19 protein-coding genes and 1 pseudogene are annotated in these 23,727 nt (G+C 43.0%); 11 read left to right on the top strand and 9 right to left on the bottom strand.

The window, feature by feature from the left end:
- The first annotated feature begins 55 nt into the window (after positions 1–55).
- On the top strand, positions 56–2,509 hold the full coding sequence (locus tag BR06_RS19600) for a PAS domain-containing protein (RefSeq protein ID WP_051676904.1): 2,454 nt from the start codon (positions 56–58) through the stop codon (positions 2,507–2,509).
- Between the two features lie 27 nt (positions 2,510–2,536).
- Here the strand turns inward: BR06_RS19600 and BR06_RS0104170 are convergent, their stop codons facing one another.
- The 3 genes from BR06_RS0104170 to BR06_RS0104160 form a co-directional block, all read right to left on the bottom strand.
- Positions 2,537–3,304: a substrate-binding periplasmic protein gene (locus BR06_RS0104170; protein ID WP_031480425.1), complete on the bottom strand. Its 768-nt coding sequence runs from the start codon at positions 3,302–3,304 to the stop codon at positions 2,537–2,539.
- A 465-nt stretch (positions 3,305–3,769) separates the two neighbouring features.
- Positions 3,770–5,182, bottom strand: a complete 1,413-nt coding sequence (locus BR06_RS0104165; protein ID WP_031480423.1) for a sigma-54-dependent transcriptional regulator — start codon at positions 5,180–5,182, stop codon at positions 3,770–3,772.
- Positions 5,169–7,070: a PocR ligand-binding domain-containing protein gene (locus BR06_RS0104160; RefSeq protein WP_031480421.1), complete on the bottom strand. Its 1,902-nt coding sequence runs from the start codon at positions 7,068–7,070 to the stop codon at positions 5,169–5,171. The genes BR06_RS0104165 and BR06_RS0104160 overlap by 14 nt, the downstream gene beginning before the upstream one ends.
- A gap of 592 nt (positions 7,071–7,662) precedes the next feature.
- Between BR06_RS0104160 and BR06_RS0104155 the strand changes: the two genes are divergently transcribed.
- The 4 genes from BR06_RS0104155 to BR06_RS0104140 all read left to right on the top strand — a co-directional run bounded on the left by BR06_RS0104155 (position 7,663) and on the right by BR06_RS0104140 (position 12,506).
- A complete protein-coding gene (locus tag BR06_RS0104155) occupies positions 7,663–8,616 on the top strand; it encodes a hypothetical protein (RefSeq protein WP_031480419.1) in 954 nt (317 codons plus the stop codon).
- Positions 8,617–8,640: 24 nt separating this feature from the next.
- Positions 8,641–9,045, top strand: coding sequence for a GlcG/HbpS family heme-binding protein (locus BR06_RS0104150; RefSeq protein ID WP_031480417.1), 405 nt, complete (start codon positions 8,641–8,643; stop codon positions 9,043–9,045).
- A 38-nt stretch (positions 9,046–9,083) separates the two neighbouring features.
- Positions 9,084–11,474 (top strand): glycyl radical protein, encoded by a 2,391-nt coding sequence (locus BR06_RS0104145; RefSeq protein ID WP_034602741.1) that lies wholly within the window; start codon positions 9,084–9,086, stop codon positions 11,472–11,474.
- 66 nt (positions 11,475–11,540) lie between these two features.
- Positions 11,541–12,506 (top strand): glycyl-radical enzyme activating protein, encoded by a 966-nt coding sequence (locus BR06_RS0104140; RefSeq protein ID WP_031480413.1) that lies wholly within the window; start codon positions 11,541–11,543, stop codon positions 12,504–12,506.
- 150 nt (positions 12,507–12,656) lie between these two features.
- On the opposite strand, the gene BR06_RS0104135 is transcribed toward BR06_RS0104140, so the two are convergent.
- From BR06_RS0104135 to BR06_RS0104120, 4 genes are all read right to left on the bottom strand, one after another.
- The gene (locus tag BR06_RS0104135; RefSeq protein ID WP_031480412.1) at positions 12,657–13,166 is read right to left on the bottom strand and encodes a hypothetical protein; all 510 of its coding nucleotides are present in this window, start codon (positions 13,164–13,166) and stop codon (positions 12,657–12,659) included.
- A gap of 170 nt (positions 13,167–13,336) precedes the next feature.
- On the bottom strand, positions 13,337–14,701 hold the full coding sequence (locus BR06_RS0104130) for a radical SAM/SPASM family putative metalloenzyme maturase (RefSeq protein WP_156952645.1): 1,365 nt from the start codon (positions 14,699–14,701) through the stop codon (positions 13,337–13,339).
- Positions 14,702–14,814: 113 nt separating this feature from the next.
- On the bottom strand, positions 14,815–15,609 hold the full coding sequence (locus tag BR06_RS0104125; RefSeq protein ID WP_169738217.1) for an AraC family transcriptional regulator: 795 nt from the start codon (positions 15,607–15,609) through the stop codon (positions 14,815–14,817).
- 20 nt (positions 15,610–15,629) lie between these two features.
- Positions 15,630–16,016: a cupin domain-containing protein gene (locus BR06_RS0104120; protein ID WP_031480406.1), complete on the bottom strand. Its 387-nt coding sequence runs from the start codon at positions 16,014–16,016 to the stop codon at positions 15,630–15,632.
- Between the two features lie 378 nt (positions 16,017–16,394).
- Here BR06_RS0104120 and BR06_RS0104115 point away from each other — a divergent pair, with 378 nt between their 5' ends.
- The 3 genes from BR06_RS0104115 to BR06_RS0104105 all read left to right on the top strand — a co-directional run bounded on the left by BR06_RS0104115 (position 16,395) and on the right by BR06_RS0104105 (position 19,094).
- Positions 16,395–17,585, top strand: a complete 1,191-nt coding sequence (locus tag BR06_RS0104115) for a putative sulfate/molybdate transporter (protein ID WP_031480404.1) — start codon at positions 16,395–16,397, stop codon at positions 17,583–17,585.
- Positions 17,586–17,736: 151 nt separating this feature from the next.
- Positions 17,737–17,928, top strand: a complete 192-nt coding sequence (locus BR06_RS0104110) for a hypothetical protein (protein ID WP_031480402.1) — start codon at positions 17,737–17,739, stop codon at positions 17,926–17,928.
- Between the two features lie 317 nt (positions 17,929–18,245).
- Positions 18,246–19,094: an amino acid kinase family protein gene (locus BR06_RS0104105; RefSeq protein ID WP_031480400.1), complete on the top strand. Its 849-nt coding sequence runs from the start codon at positions 18,246–18,248 to the stop codon at positions 19,092–19,094.
- 51 nt (positions 19,095–19,145) lie between these two features.
- On the opposite strand, the gene BR06_RS0104100 is transcribed toward BR06_RS0104105, so the two are convergent.
- Positions 19,146–19,352 carry a hypothetical protein gene (locus tag BR06_RS0104100; RefSeq protein ID WP_031480398.1) on the bottom strand — a complete coding sequence of 69 codons (207 nt, stop codon included), beginning with the start codon at positions 19,350–19,352 and terminating at the stop codon, positions 19,146–19,148.
- A 97-nt stretch (positions 19,353–19,449) separates the two neighbouring features.
- On the opposite strand from BR06_RS0104100, the gene BR06_RS0104095 reads away from it, so the two are divergent.
- Positions 19,450–19,797: a helix-turn-helix transcriptional regulator gene (locus BR06_RS0104095; protein WP_031480396.1), complete on the top strand. Its 348-nt coding sequence runs from the start codon at positions 19,450–19,452 to the stop codon at positions 19,795–19,797.
- On the opposite strand, the gene BR06_RS0104090 is transcribed toward BR06_RS0104095, so the two are convergent.
- Entirely contained in the window at positions 19,769–20,536 is a 768-nt protein-coding gene (locus BR06_RS0104090) for a hypothetical protein (protein ID WP_034602739.1), read from the bottom strand. The genes BR06_RS0104095 and BR06_RS0104090 overlap by 29 nt on opposite strands.
- Positions 20,537–20,783: 247 nt before the next feature.
- On the opposite strand from BR06_RS0104090, the pseudogene BR06_RS19155 reads away from it, so the two are divergent.
- Both BR06_RS19155 and BR06_RS0104080 read left to right on the top strand, forming a co-directional pair.
- Positions 20,784–21,095 (top strand): annotated as a pseudogene (locus BR06_RS19155) (Spx/MgsR family RNA polymerase-binding regulatory protein); the annotation flags it as partial.
- 379 nt (positions 21,096–21,474) lie between these two features.
- Entirely contained in the window at positions 21,475–23,508 is a 2,034-nt protein-coding gene (locus BR06_RS0104080) for a methyl-accepting chemotaxis protein (protein WP_031480392.1), read from the top strand.
- Positions 23,509–23,727: the final 219 nt, after the last annotated feature.

Genomic DNA, 23,727 nt, shown 5'->3' with positions numbered 1-23,727 from the left:
GTGTTTGTTTTTAATATTTCTGATATCTTGTACTATCATTATTATAGGAGGAGTCGTGTTAAATGAAAACAGATATGGTTATAATAAATATCAGAACTCAGTCTTCGCATTAGTTGGGCTGGTTCTTCTTGTTGCGATCTTTGTAATAGATAGATCTTATAATGATTTTTTGGTTGAGAGCGAAAGAGCAAGTTTTCACTACACGGTAGATAGGATTACGAGTTCGTTATCCAATCAAGTGAATTCTCGATTTGCTTTGTTGATTGGGCTTAATACTTTTTCTAAAACAGTCATTATTCCAACTGAAATAAAAGGAAAAAAGAAAAATTTCGATATGTTTGCGGCGGGACTCTACTCTTCAGCAAGAGGAATTCGCAATTTCATAGTCGCTCCTGGTGGTATTAATACCTTTGTGTATCCTATTGCGCGTAACCAAAAGGCAGTTGGGCATAACCAACTTAAAGATGAGCGACCGAATGTGCAAGCTGATGTAGAGAGGGCTCTTCGTGATCGAGGTATGGTGTTGAGCGGGCCTTATGAATTAAGGCAAGGAGGCCTTGGTCTTGTATGTCGTATGGCTGTTTTTGACGGTGATACCTTTTGGGGTTTAGTTTCTATGGTTCTAGACATAAATCCGGTGTTAGAGGAAGCTGGTTTATATTTACCGATAAATGACTTTCAATTTGCTTTAGTTGGTAATGACGGGAAAGTCTTTGATGGTGATGGGGGCATACTTAATCAACATCCTGTTTCAGGAGTAATCTCTTTACCTGATGGGAGCTGGGAACTTTCCCTTATACCGTCAATGGGCTGGAATAAAAGTTATTTACTATCTCTTTATATATGGCGGTTTTTCGCTACAGTGATTTGGTTGGGAATTGTTTATGGTGTCTATTCTATGACGCGACAACAAAAGAGACTTGAAAAGACGGTGCTTTTAAAAACGGAAGAGATTCATCAACGTAAGGCCATTTTAGATTTTGCATTGCAAGTGAGTCAGACAGGGCTGTGGGATTTGAATTTAGTGGATCATACTTCACTACGAACGCCACTTCATGATAAAATTTTTGGTTATGATAAGCCTCTGGCTGAGTGGACTTATGAAATGTTTTTAAAACACGTTTATCCAGATGACCGCGCGGAAACGGATCGGCTTTTTCAAGAAGCTGTTGAAGCACAAAAACCATGGCTCTTCGAGTGTCGCATCCAACGTGCTGATGGTGAGGTGCGGTGGATTCATGCATGCGGTGATCAAGGTTTAGACCCAAACGGTAATGTTACGAGAATGACAGGTGTAGTTAGAGACATCACAGCGCGGAAAGAATCTGAACGATCCTTACAGCTAAGTGAAGAACGATTCAGCTATGCAATGGATGCTACCGATGATGGTATCTATGATTGGGATCTTAACTCCAACGAAGTTTACTTTTCACCTGCTTGGAAAAGCATGTTGGGGTATACTTATAATGAGTTGCCGAATGATCTTTCGGTTTGGGAAAGATTGACTTCCCCAGAAGATTTTAAGTTGGCATGGGACTTAATAGAAAAACTCTTAAACAAAGAGCAGGACAAGTTTAAGATCGAATTCAAAATGAAGCATAAGCAAGGTCACTGGGTAAATATTCTTTCCAGAGCAAAGGCCTTTTTTAATGAGCAAGGGGAAGTTGTCAGGGTTGTAGGGACTCATATAGATGTCACAGAGCGGGTTAACATGGAACTTCAATTAGCTATGGCTCAAAAGTTAGAATCTATTGGTCAACTGGCTGCGGGTATAGCTCACGAGATCAATACTCCTATACAGTATATCTCTGGCAATTTAGGATTTATGAGAGACTCATGGGCAGAGTTTGAGGATGTACTTGGTGTGTCTATGGAAAATGGGAATACCCCCCCCACTTTTTCTCCTGCAGTGAATGATTCAATTGAATTAATGAAAGAATGGAAACAAGCGATTGGCGATAGTATAGAAGGTGTGGATCAGGTTTCTAAGATAGTTCAAGCAATGAAACAGTTTACGCATCCTGGTACTATGGATTTCCGTAGTGCAGATTTAAATGAAATAATAAATAATACCGTGATTATCACGAGAAATGAATGGAAGTACGTTGCAGAGGTTGAGACGGACCTTGATGAAGAAATGCCATATGTTTTTTGCCATCCTGGGGAGATAAACCAAGTAATTGTGAACCTTCTTGTTAATTCTGCCCACGCAATTGCTCTAAAGGATGGAGATAAAAATATTAAAGGATTAATCAAAATAACAACATTTCAAGAAGCTGAAATGGCAGTGTTGTCTATTCAAGATAATGGCTGTGGCATTCCAGAAAAAAACATTAATCGAGTTTTTGATCACTTCTTTACAACAAAAGAACTAGGTAAAGGAACTGGCCAAGGTCTTGCTATTGCATATGCAATAATAAAAAAACATAGTGGTTCTATTTCGGTAGAATCTCGGGAAAACCTTGGGACAACATTTACAATCAAGCTGCCGATAGAGGGCCGTAGTTGAGCTTGACCTCATTGATTTCATTTGTAGTTATTCAGCTTTCATCTGTTCAAAGAATTGTAGCTTGATCTTATCGTAAGTGCCGTTCTCAATTAATTCGGACATATGGTGATTGAATTCCTCCAGACGTCCAGTATGTTTGGATCTTTTGGACAACACCATGTAAACATTTTGCTTTTCTTTGTAGCCGTATTCTGCTTTGCCTATTTTGTCTGATAGTCCAAGCTTCTCGATGCGATAGTCACCGGAGGATTCAGTCATAATAAAGGCGTTTATTCTGTGGGCAATGAGCATCTTGATACTTAACTCAGCGTCATGCACCACATCCTTTGTAATTCTCTTGTCATTATCAAATTGTGGGAAGTACTTGGACCCATGCCCGGTTCCGATTCTCATTTGGTAGAGGTCTTCATAGCTTTTGATACTGCTTTCTTGGCCCTTAAGTACAAAAAATGTCTTGTTGGAGTGGTTCTTATACGGAGGGGAGATGAAATAGAGATACTTTTCTCGATCAGGTCGTTTTAACACGCCAGTCATTATATCTAATTTACCTGATTCCATCAGCTTGAGGCTACGTGTATAGGGATAAACGATAAACTCAAGTCGTAGGTTCATGCGATCGGCGAGAAGGCGAAGCAGAGTCGTATCTATGCCTTTTGGTATTCCATCTTCTTCGAGTATTTTCCACGGAGGATGTTCGCTGAAGCCAACGCGCAATACATCATTTTGTGCTTGAGCTATGGTTGACATAAGAAAAGATAGAGCGAGTATAAAGATGATGGATACTGTCCGTTTCATAAAAAATACTTATTCCTCCATGATTTTTTTAGAATCATGCATTTTAGCGGAGACTGGCTGATTCGCTGTAGAAAAAGAGCTCCTAAATCCCTAAGTCTAACAGGTTACCATTGAATGATCTCATGGGAATTATTGGCCTGTAAGAGTTTTTATTTAAAGTAGTAATTCAGAATTAAAGCCAAAAAATTTTTCTAACTATTATCAAAAAAAGAATAGATAAGGCAATGTTAATTTTGTTTTGATACTTATCTTGGAATGTTTAATCTAAGTATGTCATATGTTATTAATAGGATAATCTGTATTGATAAGTAGAGGATACTAATTGTGATGTCAAGCAAGGTGCTGATTTGATGAGTAAAAAACAAATTAATTGATTAGATCCGGCAGTTGCGCACAATCCAGCCCTAAATAAATCAGGATTGTTATACATGAGTATAGCTGAGTTTATTTAAAAAAAACTTATAGCTACCCATTCTTTTTTAAATATTTGCTAACAGCCTGCCTTGTCACTCCGATCAATTGCGCGGCTGAAGATTGATTGCCATTGGTGCGTCGCAAGGCTTCATCTATAAGTTTGGTGCGCATTTCATTCAGAGTCGGCAGTCTAGCGCCAAACGATACACTCTCTCCCGAATCATGCAGAGATTCTCCTGAAAATGAGTCTCCGGGAATTTCCATCAGCTTCCTAAAATGTTTTTGTTTCAATTCACTTTGACCGCATATGCTGGACGCATCATGAATTAAATGCTGCAATTCTCTGACGTTTCCCGGAAATGAATAGTTATTCAGAAAAGCGGCAATGTCATGAACATCTACATTTACATCCATTCCAGTATCAGTTTGTACCTCATTCACAAAGTGAGAAATTAAAAGAGGCAAATCCTCTATGCGCTCCCGTAGCGGAGGAATTTGCAGCATATGGCCCCTGAGCCTAAAAAAGAGATCTTTGCGGAACTTGCCCTGATCCTGCATTTTGGTGATGGACTGGTGGGTGGCTGTAATGACTCGTGCACTGGAACGTTTAGCCATATCAGATCCGAGAGGCATAAACTCATGTTCCTGAAGCAGGCGTAAAAGTTTGGTCTGGGATGTTGGGGCGAGGTCGCCTATCTCATCAAGGAATAAGGTGCCGTTTTTGGCTTTCTCAATCAAACCGAGGCGGGATTCGGCCGCTCCGGTAAAGGCTCCTTTTTTGTGTCCGAATAAAGTGTCGGAAAAAATATTATCGTCCAGTCCCGCAACATTTACAGCAACAAAGTTACCTTTGCGGCCGCTGGCATCGTGCACTGCCCGAGCCACCAGTTCCTTACCCACACCGGACTCTCCGGTGATGAGCACAGGTCTTGCTGTTTCTGCTATGGCCTCGATATATTTAAAGATGGAAATCATATCCTTGTGAGCCGTAATGATTTCTGAAAACAGCTCTGGCTTATCCGGTCCGGATTTGAAAAATCTTTGTTTCAGAGAAGAGTTTTCCTGCCGCAATTCGAATATTTCAATCGCATGACGCACTCCGGCAATCAAAGTATTGCGGTCCTCTGTTTTAACAATGAAATCAAATGCTCCTTTGCGGATGCAGTTGACCACGGACTTTATTTCATTGATTCCCGAAATGACTAGCACTGGAACTTCTGGGTACTCTTCTACTATCTGCGGTATAAGTTCTTCGCCAGAAATTCCCGGCATCATCAGGTCAACCGCAACAGCGCAAAACATCTGACTAGCTAAGGTCTCCATAACCTTGGTTCCGTCATTTAGAAGTACAACATTATCTATGCCCTGCGAGCGTAAAGTGGCCTTGAAGCTTTGCAGCCATGAATCCTCATCATCCACTAATAAAAGAGGAAACCTTGGATTAAGTCCTTTAGATATGTTCATTTTCATCCCCACTTACGATTACCGGAATTGAAAGTCTGGCGATAGTTCCCCCGCCGGGATTTGCTGTAAAAGCAAGCTCTCCACCATGTTCTTGAACTATTGAGGAGGAGACGGATAGCCCAAGTCCGGTCCCTCCATCTTTGCGTTTGGTCGTAAAAAATGGATCCATAATTTTTTCAAGGTGTTCTTCGGCAATTCCCACACCTTCATCGCTGACAACTATCTCAACCATATTTTTAGCTTTGATATGCTCAGATGAAAGACAAATTCCTTGTTGGCGATCAGTCAGAGCTTCGCAGGAATTGACAAGCAGATTAATAAGAACTTGTGATAGCCGTTGTGAATTACCACGCACGGAAGGTAGTGAATCGGTAAGATTGACTTCAAATTTTACTGTTTTTTGGCTGATCATATTTTCCAGCAACCGCAATGAGTTATTGATGACATCAGTAATATCCACTTCCCACATCAATTCCCCGGGCTGCAAACGAGAGTAATCTTTAAGGCTATTCACTATTCCGCTGATACGTGTGGCCCCTTCGTGCATTCTGGAAAGAAGGTCCGGCATAAAACTTCGAAGCTCTGAATATTCAAGCCCGCCAGCTAAAAATTCACCATTCTCATGGTAATATTCCTCAAGGACAGGAGTGACGTCTCTCCAAATGTCCTCCATAAGAGGAAGGTTCAAGGTAATGAAACTATTGGGATTGTTGATCTCATGAGCCATCCCTGAAACCAGAACACCTAGTGAGACCATTTTGTCAGCTTGAATAAGCTGTTGCTCTTTTTCCTTCGTTTGCCGTTCTGATTCAACTCGTTCAGATATATCGCGTATGGCACAAACTCCAACTTTCTCACCCTGAAAAATAATGTCGCGCTGCTGAATTTCGCAAATAAGCATTTTTCCGTGCCGACAACGGAAGTTAGCATCAAAGCGGGATTTCCTGTTCTTTGAAGTATGTTCTCGAACCTCCTCGCGGCACTCAGGATCTGCCAGATCATCAATATTCAGTCCGGCGAACTCTTCCTGAGAATATCCGAACATGCGGTGTCCGGCTTTATTGGTAAGCAGTATTTCACCTTCATGATGGATGAAAATTGCCTCAAAAGTAGATTGAGAAAGCTGGCGAAAACGATCCTCGCTTTCACGCAGTGCGGCTTCTGCTAATTTTCGACGATCAATGGCCTGAGCTTGCAGAAAGTTTTTGCGGGCCAAAATTGAAATCTGGTTGGCAATGAGGCAAAGAACGTTGCAGACTCGCAAGAACTGGTCATGAGACATAACCGGTACTTCACTAAGAGCTTCCATGAATTCATCTTCGTCAGCTCCTATTTCATTTGCATATCTTTTTATCCGCTCATCATTGATGGGTGGACAACGCACTTGGCCGATAATCCAGTTCGCAATATGGCGATCCCCAACATAAAAACTAGTCCCGCCGTCCCATAGCCCGCCGCTTAAACATGGACGCATGATAGGTTCCAGTGGGCTTTTAGTGCCGAAAGAAGCATCAGAGCGCATGCAGTTCTTAAGGCCTTTAGGTGTTTTTCTAATGACGTTGTTACAGAGTCTGCAAAAGCGACTGGGTTTGGTTATAGGCCTGCCATCTAGGTCGGTAATGATTGAGGCAACATTGGTCGCTTCGGAAAAAGAATCCTGAATCTGCTGGATGGCTTCCACATCAAAATAATCCTCAAATCGATAATCTTTGTCATCATTCTGAGGTGCTTGGACAGACTTATTAAGATTGCAGCCCCTATCAAAACTGCCGCATAAAGTCTGAGTGGCTTCCAGTTCCGCGACTCTCGTCCGCAAAGTATTGAGTTCTTCAATAACTTCGTCAGAGCAGGAAACTGGTTTTTTGAAATTTTCTTTTTTTGAATCCATATTACTTTTTTACATCCGACATTATCATTGTTTGATTATTGTGAGCTACAAGTTGACTGCATGTTTAATTATCATCTTTAAAGCATAATCAATGCCACTTTCTGTTCCTTAAATAACAACTTAAATAGTTTAACCTCATCAATAGCAGGTCTGCAACGGTTATAACCAAACCTGAGTAATGTACTGATATTACAAGTGTATATCTACTTAAAATTTAATAGTCTCCTAAACATTACCCCTAGCTTAGAACCTTGCTCTTTCATAACTCATCAGCCCATGACAACCTGTGTAAACCTTGCGTCAACCAGATTAACATTACCTCATAAAGTGTTGATATTAAGTGGTTTTTATCCGCGAAAGCCATCCTTACTTATCCGCAATGTCAACCGGGGCTGACACGTTCATTTTACCTTCATTATGTCTTAAAAGTAATCAAACTCAGTTAAGCTCCCGCAATAGCAAGCATATTAATTCATGGCACGTTTTTCTCTTTAGGGGGTTTAGACGCAGCAACAGCCGTATGCGCGCTACTGCTCCTGCTGCGAATAGAAATGTGAGAAATTGGGGAATAACTTTAAGGAGTGTGGTTACTATGGAACCTTTCAGCATGAATACCCTTGTTATGTGCTTTGCCGGCGGGATTGTCGGCGGTGCTATCGGCGGACTTTTTTCATTCATAATCTGTGGCCTCATGGTCATGGCCGGATGTCTAGTAATAATGGCTAGCGGATCTGATTTTGTATTGCTCCAAGTAGGGCTAGGGCCAATCTTCGGGCCTCACGTAGGTGGATTTGCTTCTGGAGTTGCCGCATCAACTTACGCCGCTGCGGTTAGTAAAAATCATCCTGGCGGAGCAGCAAAAGACATCCTGTCTTCACTTATGGGGACATCATGGGACGTTCTTTTGGTAGGGGGGCTTACAGCATTAGCCGGACATTTCCTGCTACAGCTTTTTGCCCTGATACCCGTTGTTAACATGACGGATATGATCGCTCTTAGCGTTGTTGCAACAGCATTTCTGGCTCGCTTTCTCTTTCAGAAAGAAATGCCTTGGGGAAATTCTAAATCTATCAAAGATCTCGGCTACCTCAAGACGGATGATCATAAAATTTCATGGGTGCCTTGGATGCTCCCTCTCCCTAAAATGGTCCTTTACGGCTGTGCTGCGGGAGTTCTTTCCGCTGCAATGGCAGCTCAGGCCAAAGCAGTGATGGACCCAATGGCGGCAGCAGGTGTTATCTCGGCAGCAGGAGCTTTTGTTGTTCCACTCATAATGGGCTGGGCAGCAGCAGCCATTAGCCTCATTGCACTTCAGTTAGGTACAGGCGCAATTCAGCAGGTACCAGTCTGGCATTGCCAAGCTATTTTGTCTGCTCTCGCTTACCTTTACTTTGGAAATATTATGATAGCCGGACTGGTCGGAGGTTGCGCAGCTCTCTTGCAGGAACTTATGGCCCGCATGTTCTGGAACCATGGAAGCAACCATGTTGATCCTCCGGCAGCGGCCATAGCTGTGGGTACCCTGATGCTTAACATCATAAAATAACACTTTTGAATAATGGATAAAACAATGCCGGTAACAGCAATAATAGCACAGCAAATGATTGCGGCAGCAGTGGCAAAAGCGGACGAAATAGGGGTCCCAATGGTTATCGCGGTGGTCGACGAGGGAGGCAACTTTGTTGCTCAACTACGTCAGGATGACGCCTTGATCGTCAGCATAGGCCTCTCTTTGAACAAAGCCTACACAGCCGTAGCAGTTAAGATTCCTACCGAAACATTGGGTTCTGTATCTCAGCCTGGCGGTCCTCTATATGGGATTCATACAGCTGATAATGGGCGGATTGTGATCTTCGGCGGAGGTTTGCCTATTGAAGAAAATGGAAAGGTAATTGGCGGAATAGGCGTAAGCGGTGGCAGCGTTGAACAGGACATAGCTTGTGCGGAAGCTGGTCTTGCAGCCTACTGTTCATAAAACTTTGAATAATAAACTTTTAAGGAAGGAATAGAACAATGACTAAAAACAAACCTAACGTGCAAATTCCAAAAACTGTTGGTGCTTCTGATCGTGTTGAAAAAACCTTAGATCGTTTTTTGAACACTGCTCCGGCGATATGTGCTGAACGTGCTGTGCTAATCACTGAATCCTACAAGGAAACAGAAGGCCAGCCTATGCCTCTTCGCCGCGCCAAAGCTCTGGAAAAAATCCTTGCTGGTATGTCCATCTTCATTCAGGACGATGAAATTACCGTAGGTAACCAGTGTTCCATGCCACGTTCTGCTCCGATCTTTCCTGAGTTTTCTTGCAAGTGGGTTGAAGAGGAGTTGGACCGTCTTGAAAAAAGAACCGCAGATATCTTCCTCATTTCTGAAGATGTAAAAACCAAGCTACGCAAAGCTTTCACTTACTGGGACGGTAAAACCGTTAACGAAATAGCTTCCCAGCTCATGCCCGAGGAATCCCTCGAAGCTCATAACGAAGTTGTCTACACCGTCGGTAACTACTTCTATAATGGAGTAGGTCATATCTCTGCAGATTATAATAAAGCTCTTACTCTCGGACTTAATGCCGTCATAAATCAAGCGGAAGAGAAGCTAGCCGAGATTGATTTCTCCGATGCGGCTCAGCTTAACAAGATGCATTTCCTTAAATCCGTAGTCATCGCAAACAAAGCCGTCATCGCTTTTGCTGAACGCTTCGCTGATCTGGCTGAAAAAATGGGTTCTGTGTGTGAAGATTCCACCCGCAAAGCCGAACTAAATGAAATCGCGCGTATCTGCCGCAAAGTTCCTGCTCAGCCTGCTGAAACATTTCAGGAAGCAATGCAGGCATTCTGGTTCATCCATCTGATAATTCAGATTGAATCAAACGGTCATTCTATCTCACCTATGCGCTTTGACCAATACATGAACCCATTCCTACAGTCAGACAACATTTCTGTTGAGCAGGCTCAGGAAATGCTGGACATGCTCTGGGTTAAATTCTCTGAACTCAACAAAGTGCGTGACGAAAACTCCACCATGGCTTTCGCCGGATATCCAATGTTCATGAACTTGATCGTTGGCGGGCAAAAACGTGATGGTTCAGATGCCACTAACATGATGTCCTACTTAATTCTGCAGGCTAGTGCGAATACCAAGCTCTATGCTCCTTCGCTCTCTGTCCGTATTCATGAAGGAACACCTGACCTTCTTTACAAAAAAGCTGCTGAACTTAGCCGCATGGGCATGGGGTACCCCGCATACTATAATGATAGAGTTATCGTACCTGCACTATTGGCCCGTGGACTTGAGCGTGAAGATGCTCGTGATTACGGTATTATAGGCTGCGTTGAACCTCAGGTTGGCGGAAAAACAGAAGGCTGGCATGACGCTGCATTCTACAACATGGCTAAAATTATTGAGCTTTGTCTTAACGATGGTGTGGATCAGCGCACGGGCAAACAGCTCGGCCCTAAATCGGGCGGTCTGAAAAGCTTTAAATCATTTGAAGATCTTATGGATTCATACACCCAGCAGACTTCCCATTTCGTGAAACTCATGGCTGCTGCCGACAACGCAGTCGACATGACCCATGGCAAACATTGTCCACTTCCATTCCTGTCCTCTCTCGTAGATGACTGTATCTCCGAAGGACTTTCTTTGCAGGAAGGTGGCGCACATTACAACTTCACAGGGCCTCAGGGCGTTGGCGTTGCAAACGCAGGAGACTCTCTCACCGCCATCAAAAAGCTCGTTTTCGATGATAAGGCTCTGACTCTTGAGCAGCTTCAGGAAGCTCTTGCTAACGATTTTGAAGGACAGGAAGATCTGCGCCAGATGTTGGTAAACCGCGCTCCTAAATACGGCAATGATGATGATTACGCTGATGAAATTGCTAAGGAAGCCGCGCTCATTTATTGCAATGAAGTCAACAAATACAGCAACCCTCGTGGTGGTAAATTCCAGCCCGGTCTGTATCCCGCATCTGCAAACGTTCCTTTGGGTTCTGTCGTTATGGCGACTCCAGACGGACGCAAAGCATGGTCGCCGCTGGCAGATGGTGTATCACCTATCTCCGGTTATGATTCCTGCGGTCCTACTGCCTCAGTTTTATCTGTTGCAAAGCTGGATCATGAAATAGCTTCCAATGGAACATTGCTTAACCAGAAATTCCACCCATCCGCCATCGAAGGTGAAAAGGGATTGGAAAGTCTTAAAGCAGTAACCGAAGCGTATTTCCAGAATGGTGGGTTCCATGTGCAGTACAACGTAATAAGTAGGGATACTCTGCTGGAAGCTCAGGCCAATCCTGAAAAGCACAAAGGTCTAGTTGTCCGGGTAGCAGGGTACAGCGCATTCTTTACCTCGCTTGATAAATCACTACAGGACGACATTCTCGCTCGTACTGAACAGAACTTCTAAAACACACAATATACCGGGGAACCTCAAATATGGGGTTCTCCGGAACAAACGCCAACAGGACATGCAATGAGATGGAAAGAACGCCAGCACAAATTTAGTTTGAAAGATAAGGATAAGGCTCAACTCACCGGGTTGGTATTTGATATTCAGCGTTTTGCGGTCCATGATGGCGGCGGCATTCGCACACTGGTGTTTTTGAAGGGGTGTCCCCTAAAGTGCAAGTGGTGTCAGAACCCTGAATCCATGAGCAGTAAACCTGAGATTATGCGTATACCGCATCACTGCATCAGCTGTGTAAAATGTGCGACACTTTGCCCAGAGCAGGCTATAGAAATCAAAGAAGATTTCAAAGTAAATATTGCCAGAGACAAATGCACATATTGCGGTGAATGCGTTGAAAAGTGTTATGCCGGATCAATGACCATTGTAGGTCGTTATATGACTGTTGATGAAGTACTGGAAGAAGTGGAGCGGGATCGCCCATTTTATAATACTTCTGATGGAGGAGTGACTTTCTCTGGTGGAGAACCCACCTTGCAATCAATATTTCTTATCAAGGCTCTGAAAGAAGCTCATAACCGTGGCTTACATACTGCAATTGAAAGTTGCTGTCTCTGCGCTCAGGATACTTTTGCAAAAGTAATGGAGCATACAGATTTAGTACTTACCGATATCAAGCATATGGATTCTGCGAAACATGAAGAGCTCACTGGCGCACCGAATGAACAGATTTTGAGCAATATCAAAATGGCGGCAGAAATGGGTAAAACTCTCCGCATCAGGATTCCGCTTATTCCCGGCTGCAATGATTCTGAGGAAAACATTGAAGCTACAGCAAAATTTGTCGCATCTCTTGGAGACGCAGTCGAAGGTCTTGATATTCTTCCATATCATCGCTTGGGAGAGCCAAAGTGGGAACAGCTTGACCGTAAATATGCTTTGAGCGGGGTCATTCCACCGGACCGTGAGCATGTTCTGGCTCTGAAAAATTTAGTTTTGCCTCACTGCCCAAATGTTTCCGTAGGAGGGTAAGCTTTAACGGACCTCTTCCCTCTAAAAGCTTTCATGTTTGTCCGCATGGAAGCTTTTCTCATTTCATTTTTTAAACTATTTTTGAACAATTAAAAAAAGGCCAGTCCTTCCGTAGAAAGACTGGCCTTATAGAAGCATATTTAGAGCACTTTACTCGTTACTGACCAGAAAATCGTCCTTGCTTTTAAGGGGCTTATAGTACCAGCCAACCTTTCCTTCTCTTGTCTTGCTGTTGTACTTAAATTTAATAACAAGACCGTCCATGATATGCTTGCATTTGATTATGCGCCAGTCGCCTTCTACAGATCTTTTTACAGGCTTGATAATCTCTGCATCCATTAGTTTGAGGCCATATTCCTCAAACTCTTCAATCGAGAGAGTTTCTGGCAGGTAAAAAGAAAAGATATTACAGTACACTTTATTGTCTATAAATCCATAGTACTGCTCAATTGGTGAGACCTTTTCTTCGATTTTAAGAGTACATTCTCCATTAAATTTATAGTAAGTTATTCCATTTTTTTCTTTATGTTTGCTGAAGAGAGCATTGTCGTTTAGCTGCTCAACTGTTTTTCCATAAGGGGGGAATTGACAGTTAAAATCTTCAGCCATGGCGGGAACAGCCAAGAGCAATATAAAACAAATGATGATGATTTTTTTCATGTAGAATTTCTTCCTTTAACTTTATAGATTTTTACCACGTTCTAATTCTGCTTTAACATAAGCGAAAATTGCCTAGCGTTGGCTTTACAAGCCTCTAGCATTTTCAGGTCAGTTTGCATACATTAGATAAACCATCAAGGTGGCTTAAGATAGCGATGTAACTATCCTTTTTAAAGAAGGCACTGAAGAGCTCCCATAGCCCATGGGCAGTGTCCGCAGGGAACCTGTGCGCCCATGCAGTCCGTTTCGAAATCATAGGATCTTCCAGTGATATCATCGCAAGGGACAATCGGGCAGTTTGAACAGTATGGAAATGAGTAATCGAGCACTTCGTTGCGGAATCCTGAATACTTGGTAGAGCGCCATATTTCGCTGAAATCAGCTTCCGCAAGGTTGCCGAAAATCTGAGGTTTAACAAGCTTTTCACTTCCGTCTAGATGGCAGGAATAGCCGTGCCATAGAAACTGACAAGGAGCTACATCTCCTTTAGATGTAACAAATGCAGCGCCGTCCTCCATAAAATGGCAGCTCAAATCATCTCTTGCCATCATGGACGGCATGCGAAGTTCAATACCCAGTTCCGCTGCCTGTAATTCTGCCTGTGCGCAAATTTCATCTACGGCAACCATGGTGGGATTGTGCTTTTTTTTGTCCCACTCAAGTAGGCTGCGCAAATGAAGCCAGATGTCATTTTTTTTAGCATCCAGTCTCATTTTTTTAACCATGTCAGTAAGCTGCTTGCCGGACGGAGTTTTTAAAAATTTCCAGACAAAATTATAGTAGTCATGTATGTCCAGACCTAAACTCAGGGCGTGATTCTGCCATTTTTCAAAAAGTGCAGTGGTTTTTGGTGGGTTGGGATTGAAAAGAGATTGCTCTTGCATGGCTTCACTATGGGCCAGAACATTTGAACAAATCATGAATGCGGAACCTTGTTGTGCCGCCCACCGGACTACTCCGGGCAATTGATCAACAGTATCTTTCATCAGTACAAATTCTACGCCGAGATTAAGTTCTCGATCATATTTTTTGCCTGCATTTTTAAGAAGAGCGAAGCTACGTGCAAGCCTTTCAACGCTTGACTGACCGTGAATTTCACCGGACTGACCATCTCTGCTCTCAAGTGAATCCACTGATATACAGAAGGTATCCGCACCGGCTAGAACTAGTGAATTCGCAAGTTTTTCCGTGAGCAGTAAGGCGTTTGTCTGAAATCCTATCCAGCTCTGTTGAGGCATATTTTTTCGTGCATATGCGACTATTTCAGCCAGCTGGGGGTGTAGCAAGGGTTCACCAATGCCGTTCAGAACAAGCCCTTCGCAATGCTCAAGGGCGGGCTTTAACTTCTTGAAAGTTTCCAAATCAAGGTCGGCCTCAGAAATGTCATTTCCCGGTGCATATTTTACGCACATGGAGCAGCTCATATTGCAGCGTGTAGTGACTTCGACTTGGAGTTTGGAAGGGAAAGGTGCCTGCGCTTTGGCGTTGGCCGTCTTTGCCATTTTGGGATTTTCTTTATCTAAAATATTATTCATTCTAATCTCCGCAGAGAGGATAATTCTTAATGTTACTAACAACGCATCCACAACTACGGTTATGCTAGGCTAAGGATAAAACTGAGTCGAGAACTTAATCATGCTGGCTATAGTTAAACGCTATGCATGCCCTGAATGTATTTGCCCGGTGTTATTCCCATGATTTTCTTGAAGCATCGGGTCATATGGCTCTGGTCAGAGAATCCGGCTGAGGCAGAAGCTTCCGCTAGGCCAGATCCTGTAGTTATGAGGCTTTTAACTCTACGAATCCGCCATACGCTTTGGTATTCATGAGGGGGCATTCCAACTTCAGCGGTGAATCTACGGTTTAATCGGCAAGGGCTAATATTTAGCTTTCGTGCAAGGTCTTCGAGTCTAACCGTTTCGGTGCAATGTTTTTCAAGGTGGTGACGAGCCAACTGAATCTGCTGAGAAATTTGTTTTGCGGTGTTTTCTTCTGATGTTGCGGTCAGAGGTAGGGCTTCCAGAATATTGAGAAGAGTTATATCTTTTTCCAAACTCGAGGCAGCTTGTTCTATGCTTTCAGCGAGCGTCATTATCCTTCCAAAGAGAATCGGGTCATCTGAGCGAGGCGACGGAAACGCCAATTTATTGCAGTCGAATCCTAGCCGGTTAAGAAGTTCTGCTGTTATGCAAAACATAATATATGTGCTGTGGCCCGCGTCAGGACAGGCATGCGCCTGGCCCGGAGAAAGTAGCACTACATCCCCGGATTTGAGTATAAAAGTTTGATTATTAATGGCAATATGTCGGGTTCCGCTAAGAACCGCCCCGACACACAGGGATTCGTGCAAATGACGAGCCTCCGTCGGGGTGGTCCCATTGTGATGGATTCGCACGACCCCATCCATACCTTTAATTGCTGAGAGTGCGGTCGTGTTTTTCATATCCATCTTATGAGTATTAGTTATAATAATGCTGGGATGAACTTTGCGAGAAGGAACAGCCCTTCATCGCCTGCTTGGACTAGATGTGCTGTATTCTCTGGCAGGATGGCGACCACTCCTTTCTCATAGGGTATGTTGCGACCATCCAGAATACAGTAGCCCGACCCTTCGGCTACCTCATGCATTTCCCAACTTGTCTCATGGGTATGATCACCGATTTTGGCTCCGGGTTCAAGTTTTACCAGATGGGCACTGAATTTTCCATCGGTGTCGGTGCTCGTGACGAGATGTTTGAGCGAAACTCCTTTAAAAGCAGGATGCTGATTCCATGCAAGGTTTTGCGTAGAGGTGTCGGTCAAATGGCCGGCAATAGTGCCTGTGTCGAGTTTTGAAAATAAATTATTCATGTTGTCTCCTTGGTTTTCGGAGGAGAATAGTTCGGATCGAAGGTTCGGTCTTGTACGATCTTGTCGCTCTATTGAGCGCTTAGCTAAATAATCAGCAGGTAGGGTATTAAGGGCGTACCACTTAGGATAATTAGGTTTAATCGTCGCTAGTGAGCATATATTTCTGGTTTGCTGGAAGCAAGAATGATATCGTAAAAAACGAAAATATACTTATAGGTGTAATTGATAAGTAGTATAGGTTTTTGTGATAAAAAAGAGTAGATAGCTAGAGTATCATTGAGTGTGTATCGTGCGCATAAAAGATGAGTTCTTTACATTAACGTATTATTAAAAAGTCAGAATATAGTCCTGTTGGTCTTATTTGGTTGAGGAGCTAAAGTGCGTATTAGTTTTAATAGGATGGAGTGGGCCGGTTCAGTGGGAGATTTGGGTGCATTGCTGCCCTTAGCTTTCGCCATGATAATGATAAATGGTTTGTCAGCCACAGGATTGTTTTTGACAGTAGGGCTGTTCTATATTCTCGGGGGAATGTATTACCGGACTCCAATTGCAGTTCAGCCCATGAAAGTCATTGCAGCTTACGCCATTGCACAGGCTCTGAGCGCAGATGTTATCACTGCATCAGGTATGATTATTGCGGTTTTCTTACTCTTTTTAGGATTGACTGGAATAGTGAAGCAGGCTGCAAGAATAATCCCCTTGCCTGTTATTCGAGGTGTTCAGCTCTCCACCGGAATACTATTAATATTGAAAGGAATAGATTTGGTTCTGGGTAAAAGTAGCTTGCAAGTTCTTAGAGGGGCGGTTGAACCTTTTTTGAGTTTTCAGTCCGTTGGATCTGTCCCACTGAGTATTGTTATTGGACTCGTCTTCGCAGTAGTTGTGTTCTTTTTAAGAAATAGTAAGCGCTTTCCTGCTGGCCTGATTGTTGTTGGTAGCGGTGCTTTTTTAGGCATTTTATTAGGGGCGTGGCAGGGGCTTTCAGAACTTCAATTCGGCTTCCACTTGCCTGAAATTATGCCGTTCGGTATTCCTTCGGGGGAAGCTTTTTCATTTGCACTGCTTGCTTTGGTTTTACCTCAGGTTCCCATGACATTAGGCAATGCTGTCATTGCAAACAGAAATTTAAGTCACGAATATTTTGGCGAAGAAAGCCGTAGAGTTACTGATCGCGCTTTGTGTATTAGCATGGGGATAGCGAACGGGTTTTCGGCACTTGTCGGGGGCATGCCTGTTTGCCATGGAGCAGGAGGTCTTGCTGCGCATTACCGATTCGGAGCGCGGACTAACGGCGCAAATATTATTATTGGCAGCTTATTTGTAGTTCTTGCGATTGGTTTCGGCGCTGGATCAGTAAAAGTACTTCAGCTTATTCCTATGGGAGTCCTCGGCGTACTTTTGTTTTTCTCCGGTTCGCAACTTGCTTTAACTGCTAGAGATATGCGTTCGTATCCAAAGTTGATTGTCCTAATTAGCATGCTGGGAATTACTTTGATTTCTAATCTGGCTTGGGCTTTCGGTGCAGGTATTATTTTAAGTGCACTTATCGCAAAGGTGAAGGTTTCGTAAGCAGGAACTCTGCTAAGCTGCCTACAATTGTTTGATTCATCTGGAAGGGCAAGAAATAGCTGATTGACACAACTTCCCGGATGATTAATTTGAACGCAGAGTAAAATTAAAAACATCAGTCAGATCAAAATAATCAAAGGAAATGTAAATTATGAAAATTGATATTGCTATAGAAAAGGTACTTAGAGACGAGTCTGCTGATTTGAAAGTTTTTTGTACTAAGCGTAACGACGGTACTTTTACCGACGGAACTACTATCTCCAGAGAATTAGACGGTAATTTTGAAAATTATGTTCTTGGAGAAGGTTGGGTTACAGACTATACTGTGATGACTGATTTGTAGGTTTAGATATTACATCTATTTTGGAAGTGGCTTAGCCTGTTATGCCAGTTGCTGATCGGGTTTTGTGTATTCGCATAGGGCTGGTTAAATCTGTTTATCGCAAAGTCTAAGGTTCTTCGTAAGCTTTTTGAGTTAAGTTCTGAATCGGAACTTAACTATGTTTGTTATTTTTTTGGAAATTCATTTTGTAAAGCTATTCTATAGAAGTTTTATGTTGAATTTTCTATCGCAGTATGTATATTTTATATGGTAAAACAGTATGAAATTAGGGCCCTGTTTTGTGGGGTCTTAAGCCTAATAATCTGGAGGTAAGTCGTATGGGGAAGTTGATTAAAGAAGAGGGAGAGAAAGGTCGGTTGCACATAGAGACTCGCTTACTGGGTGAATCTCTGGTTGGAAAAGACTGCTTACGTAGCACAGAGGCTACTGAATATTTCCACATGCAGCCCGAAGTAAATGTTTTGAAGATCGGTGGTCAGTCCATCATGGACCGTGGAGCAAAAGCTTTACTACCTATCCTTGATGAGTTGATCATAGCCAAAGAGAATCATAAAATTTTGCTTATGACTGGTGGTGGAACTCGCGCCCGCCACGTATATAATATCGGAATTGATTTGGGCATGCCTACAGGCGTGTTGTCTAAACTTGGTGATAAAGTCTCTTGGCAGAATGCCGAAATGTTGTCGGTTCTTCTTGCGAAACATGGCGGAGTTAAAATCGGTCATGGCGAGCACCTTGAGCAGCTCAACATGTATTGCCAGCTCGGTTGTCTACCTATTACTACAGGTATTCCTCCTTATGGTTTCTTTGAGCATCCCGCAGAGTTGGGGTCTATTCCTCCGCATCGCACTGATTCCGGTGCGTGTCTGCTCGCAGAGAATATTGGCGCTAAGTCTCTATTGTATCTGAAGGATGAAAAGGGATTGTATGAAGATGATCCTAAAAAGGCTAAGGATCGTGAGACACTGAAATTCTATGATAGAATTCATGTAGACGAGTTAATAGCAATGGATCTTGACGATCTGATCATTGAACGCCCTGTTTTGACTTTCCTTAAGAACGCCAAAACTCTTAAAGAGTTCCAAATCATTGACGTTCTGCGTCACCCTGAGGAAGTCCATGCCGCTCTTAATGGCGAACATGTTGGAACTATCGTTTATAAATAAACTAAAAAAAAAGACCGGGAGCGATTCGCTCCCGGTCTTTTTTTTGTGGTCTTAAGCCTTTTTGCCTTCGCTACCTTTGCCGTCTCTTGTCAGGTAGACAATTTCAGCTCCAGTGTGCTCTGCAATCTGTTTCAATTCACATTTACGGATACGCTTAACTTTAAGGGTCAGCTCTCCACCGTCTACACCAACTACGCGGTATCTAGGCTTTTTGTCGCCATCTTCTGATCTGCGGCGTTCTCTTACAAATACTTTCATAGAGTTCTCCTTTGGATGTTATTGTGTCTTTGTGGATATTCGTCTATACTACATATATATCCTTAAAGAACCTATAGTCAAGAAGGACTTTGTAAAAATGTCAAGAAAAGTTGGTGGGGGAAAACCCCAAAGATATGTACAGCCGTCATTATTAATGGCCCTTCGTGGTGGGCCTTCCTACGGTTATCAATTAATTCAGACTATTGGGGAATATGGTTTCATGCGGGGGGATGTCCCCCCGGGAATGATTTATAGACACCTGCGCCAAATGGATGAAGAGGGACTTGTCGAGTCCAAATGGGACTCAGAAGGGGATGGCCCGGCAAAACGGGTTTATTCCATCACCGATGAGGGATTAGAAATACTGGAAGCGTGGATTATCCACATGGAACGTCAGCGAGATTCGCTGGATAAGTTTATTTTGCGGTATGCTGAGCATCCGTAGATTTGGGTTGAACGTCGATGCTATGACCTTTTTTACGTTTGCCGTGAGCTGGTTCCCATACTCCGTGACTGATCCTTTGTACTTGCAATACTGGGCTTCCGGCCCAAAGTGATGGACGAATCCATATAGCACTTTGAACTAGGTCTCCCGGAAGTGGTACAAGTGGGTCGCGGTCCACCGAGACTACTTGGATGCCTGCGTCGTTCAAGTCATAGACATGCAGGGATGATGAAAGATCGCGCAGTTTTCCGTATTCAATAAATCTTCCGCACCAGCCAAACTTAGTCAGGCCTATTGCAGCTGTCGCTCCGATAATGCCGTCGTTTGTTCCGCCGAGGCCCATCAGGTCTATTGACTTGGTTACGTCCATTGCGTTTTGCTGCGTTACGAGTTGCCCTGTGACAGTTTTTGAAAAGTCGATTATTTCGCTGCTTATTTCAGACTCTTTAGCTATGCACAATCCCGGATCACTTCCCGGGGCGCAAAGGTTCAGGATGTGCTCTATTGCTTGAGTGCGCAGCTGCTCAAGGGCGCTTTCTTGAGGTATGTCGATAATGGCACAGGCTGAGCTGTTGTTCGAGGTGAAAGGGATATCGCTTAATCTTGGCAACTGGTGACGAACCACACCCAGCACGTGGTAATCTTCTGGTAATGCATAGACGAACTCCCGGACTAATCTGCCGGTTCCGATTGGGGCATCTTTGTCATCTGTATCATCAAATCCTACGTATATGCGCATGATAGCGTCTCCTGCTTCTTTGGTATATTTTACAGTGATCTGGCACAACGCAGATAGGCTATACTTAATGATGAATTGGCACAACTAGTAATGATGGTTTCATATTCAAATAGAGGTAATTATGTCTATTATTGCATGCTTTATCTATTTGAGTCTTGATAGTTTAATAACAACCCCTCGTATTAAATAATATGGAGATGATCTAATTATGATTTTTGTACATTACCCCAGCTGAACAAGTGCCCGCAAAGCCAAGGCTTGGCTGGAAGAAAAAGGTGTAGATTTCGTTGTTCGTAATATCGTAAAAGAGACTCCGACAAAAGAAGAGTTGCTTGAGTGGCAACAGATTGCGGGTGTTGATAAAAAGAAGTTTGTGAACACTAATGGCAAAAAATACAAAGAACTCGGCCTAAAAGATACTATAGATGGTATGTCTGAAGATGATCTTTTCGGCCTGATAGCGAGTGATGGAATGCTCATTAAACGTCCTCTTCTTGTGGGTGAAGATTATGTTCTTATGGGCTTTAAGATCAAGGAATGGGAAGCGTTGGAATTGTAATTTGACTCGTTCCTAAAAGATTCTGAAGCGGGTATTGTTGCAGTAATGCTGTATTGTATTGAGTTCTTTACTATTATTTAGAGGCAGTCATTAATTGATCTGCCTCTTTTTTTGTTCAAGAGTGAAATTATAATCAGGTTGTTTGCCGAATATAGTTAATTAGTATTTATAGACTGCTTTGATAGGGAATGTTGATTTAGATAAGCAGGGGTAATAATTGACGGGTTTGATCTTAATTTTGTATCGAAATTATCCCCATAATAATTGTGCCGATTTTTTTTAGCAGATCATTTATGAATAAATTTAACAGTTAATCCTAGCGGCCCTACAATTAGAGAGTTGATAAACCGGCACTGGATTAGTAAGAGGTAAGTTGTATATGAGATTTAGTATTTTAAATAAAATAGTGCTGATGGCTGTCAGTATGGTTATAGTAACCGCTGCATCAATTTTCTTTACAGTTGATCACTATATGACTGAAGGGTTTGCTAATGAATCACGTAATAGCATTACAACCTTAAAAAAAGTTTTTGATAACCATATTGAGATGCTCGAACATGAGTCTTATGAAGAATCAAAATTAGCGGCTAGAGACAGTGGTTTGATTGAAGCCGTTCAGTCTCAAGATTATTCCCTCATAAAGCCCATTGTAGATTCTATTTTAGCTGAAACTGAATTTGACTTGCTTACTATAACTGACTCATCTGGTAGAGTTCTTGCTCGTGGACATTCCGATAAATATGGCGACAACATAAATTCTCAGCCGACAGTGCAGGCGGCTCTTGGTCGTCAGAGTAAATCTGGTGTAGTTGAGGGGACAGAAATTCCTTTTTCAATACGCTCAACATCCCCTATTCGATCCGGTAATAACTTAATTGGAACTATTTCTTTCGGTAATTCTCTTGAAAAAGATTCTTTCGTGGACGATATTAGAGAGTTCACTGGTTTAGAAATCACTGTTTTCAAAGATGAAACACGTGCTATGACAACAATCGTTAAGTCCGGTAAGAGAGCAATTGGTACTAAAATGACTAATCCTGAAGTCATTGCAACGGTACTTGATAAAAGTTCTACATTCCTGGCTCGTAACAATATCCTAGGGATTGAATATCAGACAGCTTATTGGCCAATAAAGGGATTGTCTGGAAATAATCTTGGTATGTGGTTCATAGGCATGCCTGTTGAAACTATATTGCAGGCTCAATCCAAGGTTTCGACATCTTCTCTACTTGTTATTTTGGTTATTATCCCGCTTATGATTATTGCTGCTTGGCTGATAGCGAAATCTTTATCTAAGCCAATCGTTCTTACCACTGAATTTGCTTCATCTGTCGCAGATGGAGATCTAGACCGTGAGCTTGTTGTAAAAACTAAAGATGAAGTTGGGGTTCTTGCAGAAGCCTTAAATCGAATGGTGGCAACTCTTAAGGAAAAAATAGGGCACGCTCAGGAACAGACTCATCTTGCCGCCGAAGAAACTGAAAAAGCCAAACAGGCCATGGCGGAAGCTGAGGAAGCCAGAGCTGCGGCTGAAATAGCTAAACGTGAAGGCATGCTACAGGCTGCAAGTGAACTTGAAGGGGTTGTCTCAATTATTTCAACAGCATCAGAGGAATTGTCTGCTCAGGTAGAGCAGTCATCTACTGGGTCGGATATTCAGGCTCAGCGGACAAGTGAAACTGCAACAGCCATGGAACAGATGACCGCATCTGTGCTTGAAGTTGCAGAAAGCTCTGGGCAGGCTTCTGGCACTGCAAACGATGCCAAAGCAACCGCTACCTCCGGTGCAAATATTGTCGACACTATGATCGGTGGAATTGGAACTGTGCAAAAACATTCTGAAAACCTTCAAAATGAAATGGTACAGCTCGGTCACAGTGCAGAAAAGATTGGTGAGATTATTGACGTTATTTCTGATATTGCCGATCAAACTAACTTGCTAGCGCTTAACGCCGCTATTGAAGCCGCTCGCGCTGGTGAGGCTGGACGAGGTTTTGCAGTTGTGGCCGATGAGGTTCGCAAGCTGGCTGAAAAAACCATGACGGCGACGAAAGAGGTGGAAGACGCTATTTCAGGAATTCAAAATGGTAGCCGCAATAGCATGGCCAGGTGTCTGGATACCGTAAAAGAAGTTGGCTCAGTAGCTGAAATGGCGACCGATGCCGGGAAGTCACTGACTGAAATTCAGTCTTTGACAGACAATGTTTCAGATCAGATAAGAGGCATTGCCACTGCCTGTGAAGAGCAGTCTGCAACTTCTGAGGAAATTAATCGCGCTATAGATGAGATCAATAATATCTCGACAGAAACAAGTGATGCGATGCGCCAATCCTCCGAAGCTGTGATGGACTTAGCCTCTCAGGCTCAACGCCTCCAGTCGATAATTCAAGAGATTGAAAGCGAAAACAGATAATTATGCGGGCCAGTCTTCGCTGACGAAGGCTGGCCTGTTTCTAATTGAGAATGGTAGTTCGTAGGCTTTTAAGGCACAGTTTACTTTGTACGCAGGGTAAAGGATTGCATGCTGTTTTGTTTTGATTTAAGTGGAATTTGCAGAAAGCATTGTAGGCTGTTCGGTGTTTAAATCTTATGTTTGAGATAGCATCCGTAGGCTTCGCTTAATTAAACAGGA

The sequence above is a fragment of the Maridesulfovibrio frigidus DSM 17176 genome (genome assembly GCF_000711735.1).
Classification (GTDB): Bacteria; Desulfobacterota; Desulfovibrionia; order Desulfovibrionales; family Desulfovibrionaceae; genus Maridesulfovibrio; species Maridesulfovibrio frigidus.
Note: the sequence above shows the minus strand (reverse complement) of the source record. Positions and strands in the feature narration are given on the sequence as shown.

Coding starts and splice junctions, on each gene's coding strand:
- BR06_RS0104160 (WP_031480421.1), bottom strand. CDS start 7,070: ATGGATTCAAAAAAAGAAAATTTCAAAAAACCAGTTTCCTGCTCTGAC.
- BR06_RS0104170 (WP_031480425.1), bottom strand. CDS start 3,304: ATGAAACGGACAGTATCCATCATCTTTATACTCGCTCTATCTTTTCTT.
- BR06_RS0104150 (WP_031480417.1), top strand. CDS start 8,641: ATGCCGGTAACAGCAATAATAGCACAGCAAATGATTGCGGCAGCAGTG.
- BR06_RS0104165 (WP_031480423.1), bottom strand. CDS start 5,182: ATGAACATATCTAAAGGACTTAATCCAAGGTTTCCTCTTTTATTAGTG.
- BR06_RS0104135 (WP_031480412.1), bottom strand. CDS start 13,166: ATGAAAAAAATCATCATCATTTGTTTTATATTGCTCTTGGCTGTTCCC.
- BR06_RS0104120 (WP_031480406.1), bottom strand. CDS start 16,016: ATGAATAATTTATTTTCAAAACTCGACACAGGCACTATTGCCGGCCAT.
- BR06_RS0104095 (WP_031480396.1), top strand. CDS start 19,450: ATGTCAAGAAAAGTTGGTGGGGGAAAACCCCAAAGATATGTACAGCCG.
- BR06_RS0104100 (WP_031480398.1), bottom strand. CDS start 19,352: ATGAAAGTATTTGTAAGAGAACGCCGCAGATCAGAAGATGGCGACAAA.
- BR06_RS0104110 (WP_031480402.1), top strand. CDS start 17,737: ATGAAAATTGATATTGCTATAGAAAAGGTACTTAGAGACGAGTCTGCT.
- BR06_RS0104105 (WP_031480400.1), top strand. CDS start 18,246: ATGGGGAAGTTGATTAAAGAAGAGGGAGAGAAAGGTCGGTTGCACATA.
- BR06_RS0104140 (WP_031480413.1), top strand. CDS start 11,541: ATGAGATGGAAAGAACGCCAGCACAAATTTAGTTTGAAAGATAAGGAT.
- BR06_RS0104130 (WP_156952645.1), bottom strand. CDS start 14,701: ATGAATAATATTTTAGATAAAGAAAATCCCAAAATGGCAAAGACGGCC.
- BR06_RS0104080 (WP_031480392.1), top strand. CDS start 21,475: ATGAGATTTAGTATTTTAAATAAAATAGTGCTGATGGCTGTCAGTATG.
- BR06_RS0104125 (WP_169738217.1), bottom strand. CDS start 15,609: ATGAAAAACACGACCGCACTCTCAGCAATTAAAGGTATGGATGGGGTC.
- BR06_RS0104090 (WP_034602739.1), bottom strand. CDS start 20,536: ATGCGCATATACGTAGGATTTGATGATACAGATGACAAAGATGCCCCA.
- BR06_RS0104145 (WP_034602741.1), top strand. CDS start 9,084: ATGACTAAAAACAAACCTAACGTGCAAATTCCAAAAACTGTTGGTGCT.
- BR06_RS0104155 (WP_031480419.1), top strand. CDS start 7,663: ATGGAACCTTTCAGCATGAATACCCTTGTTATGTGCTTTGCCGGCGGG.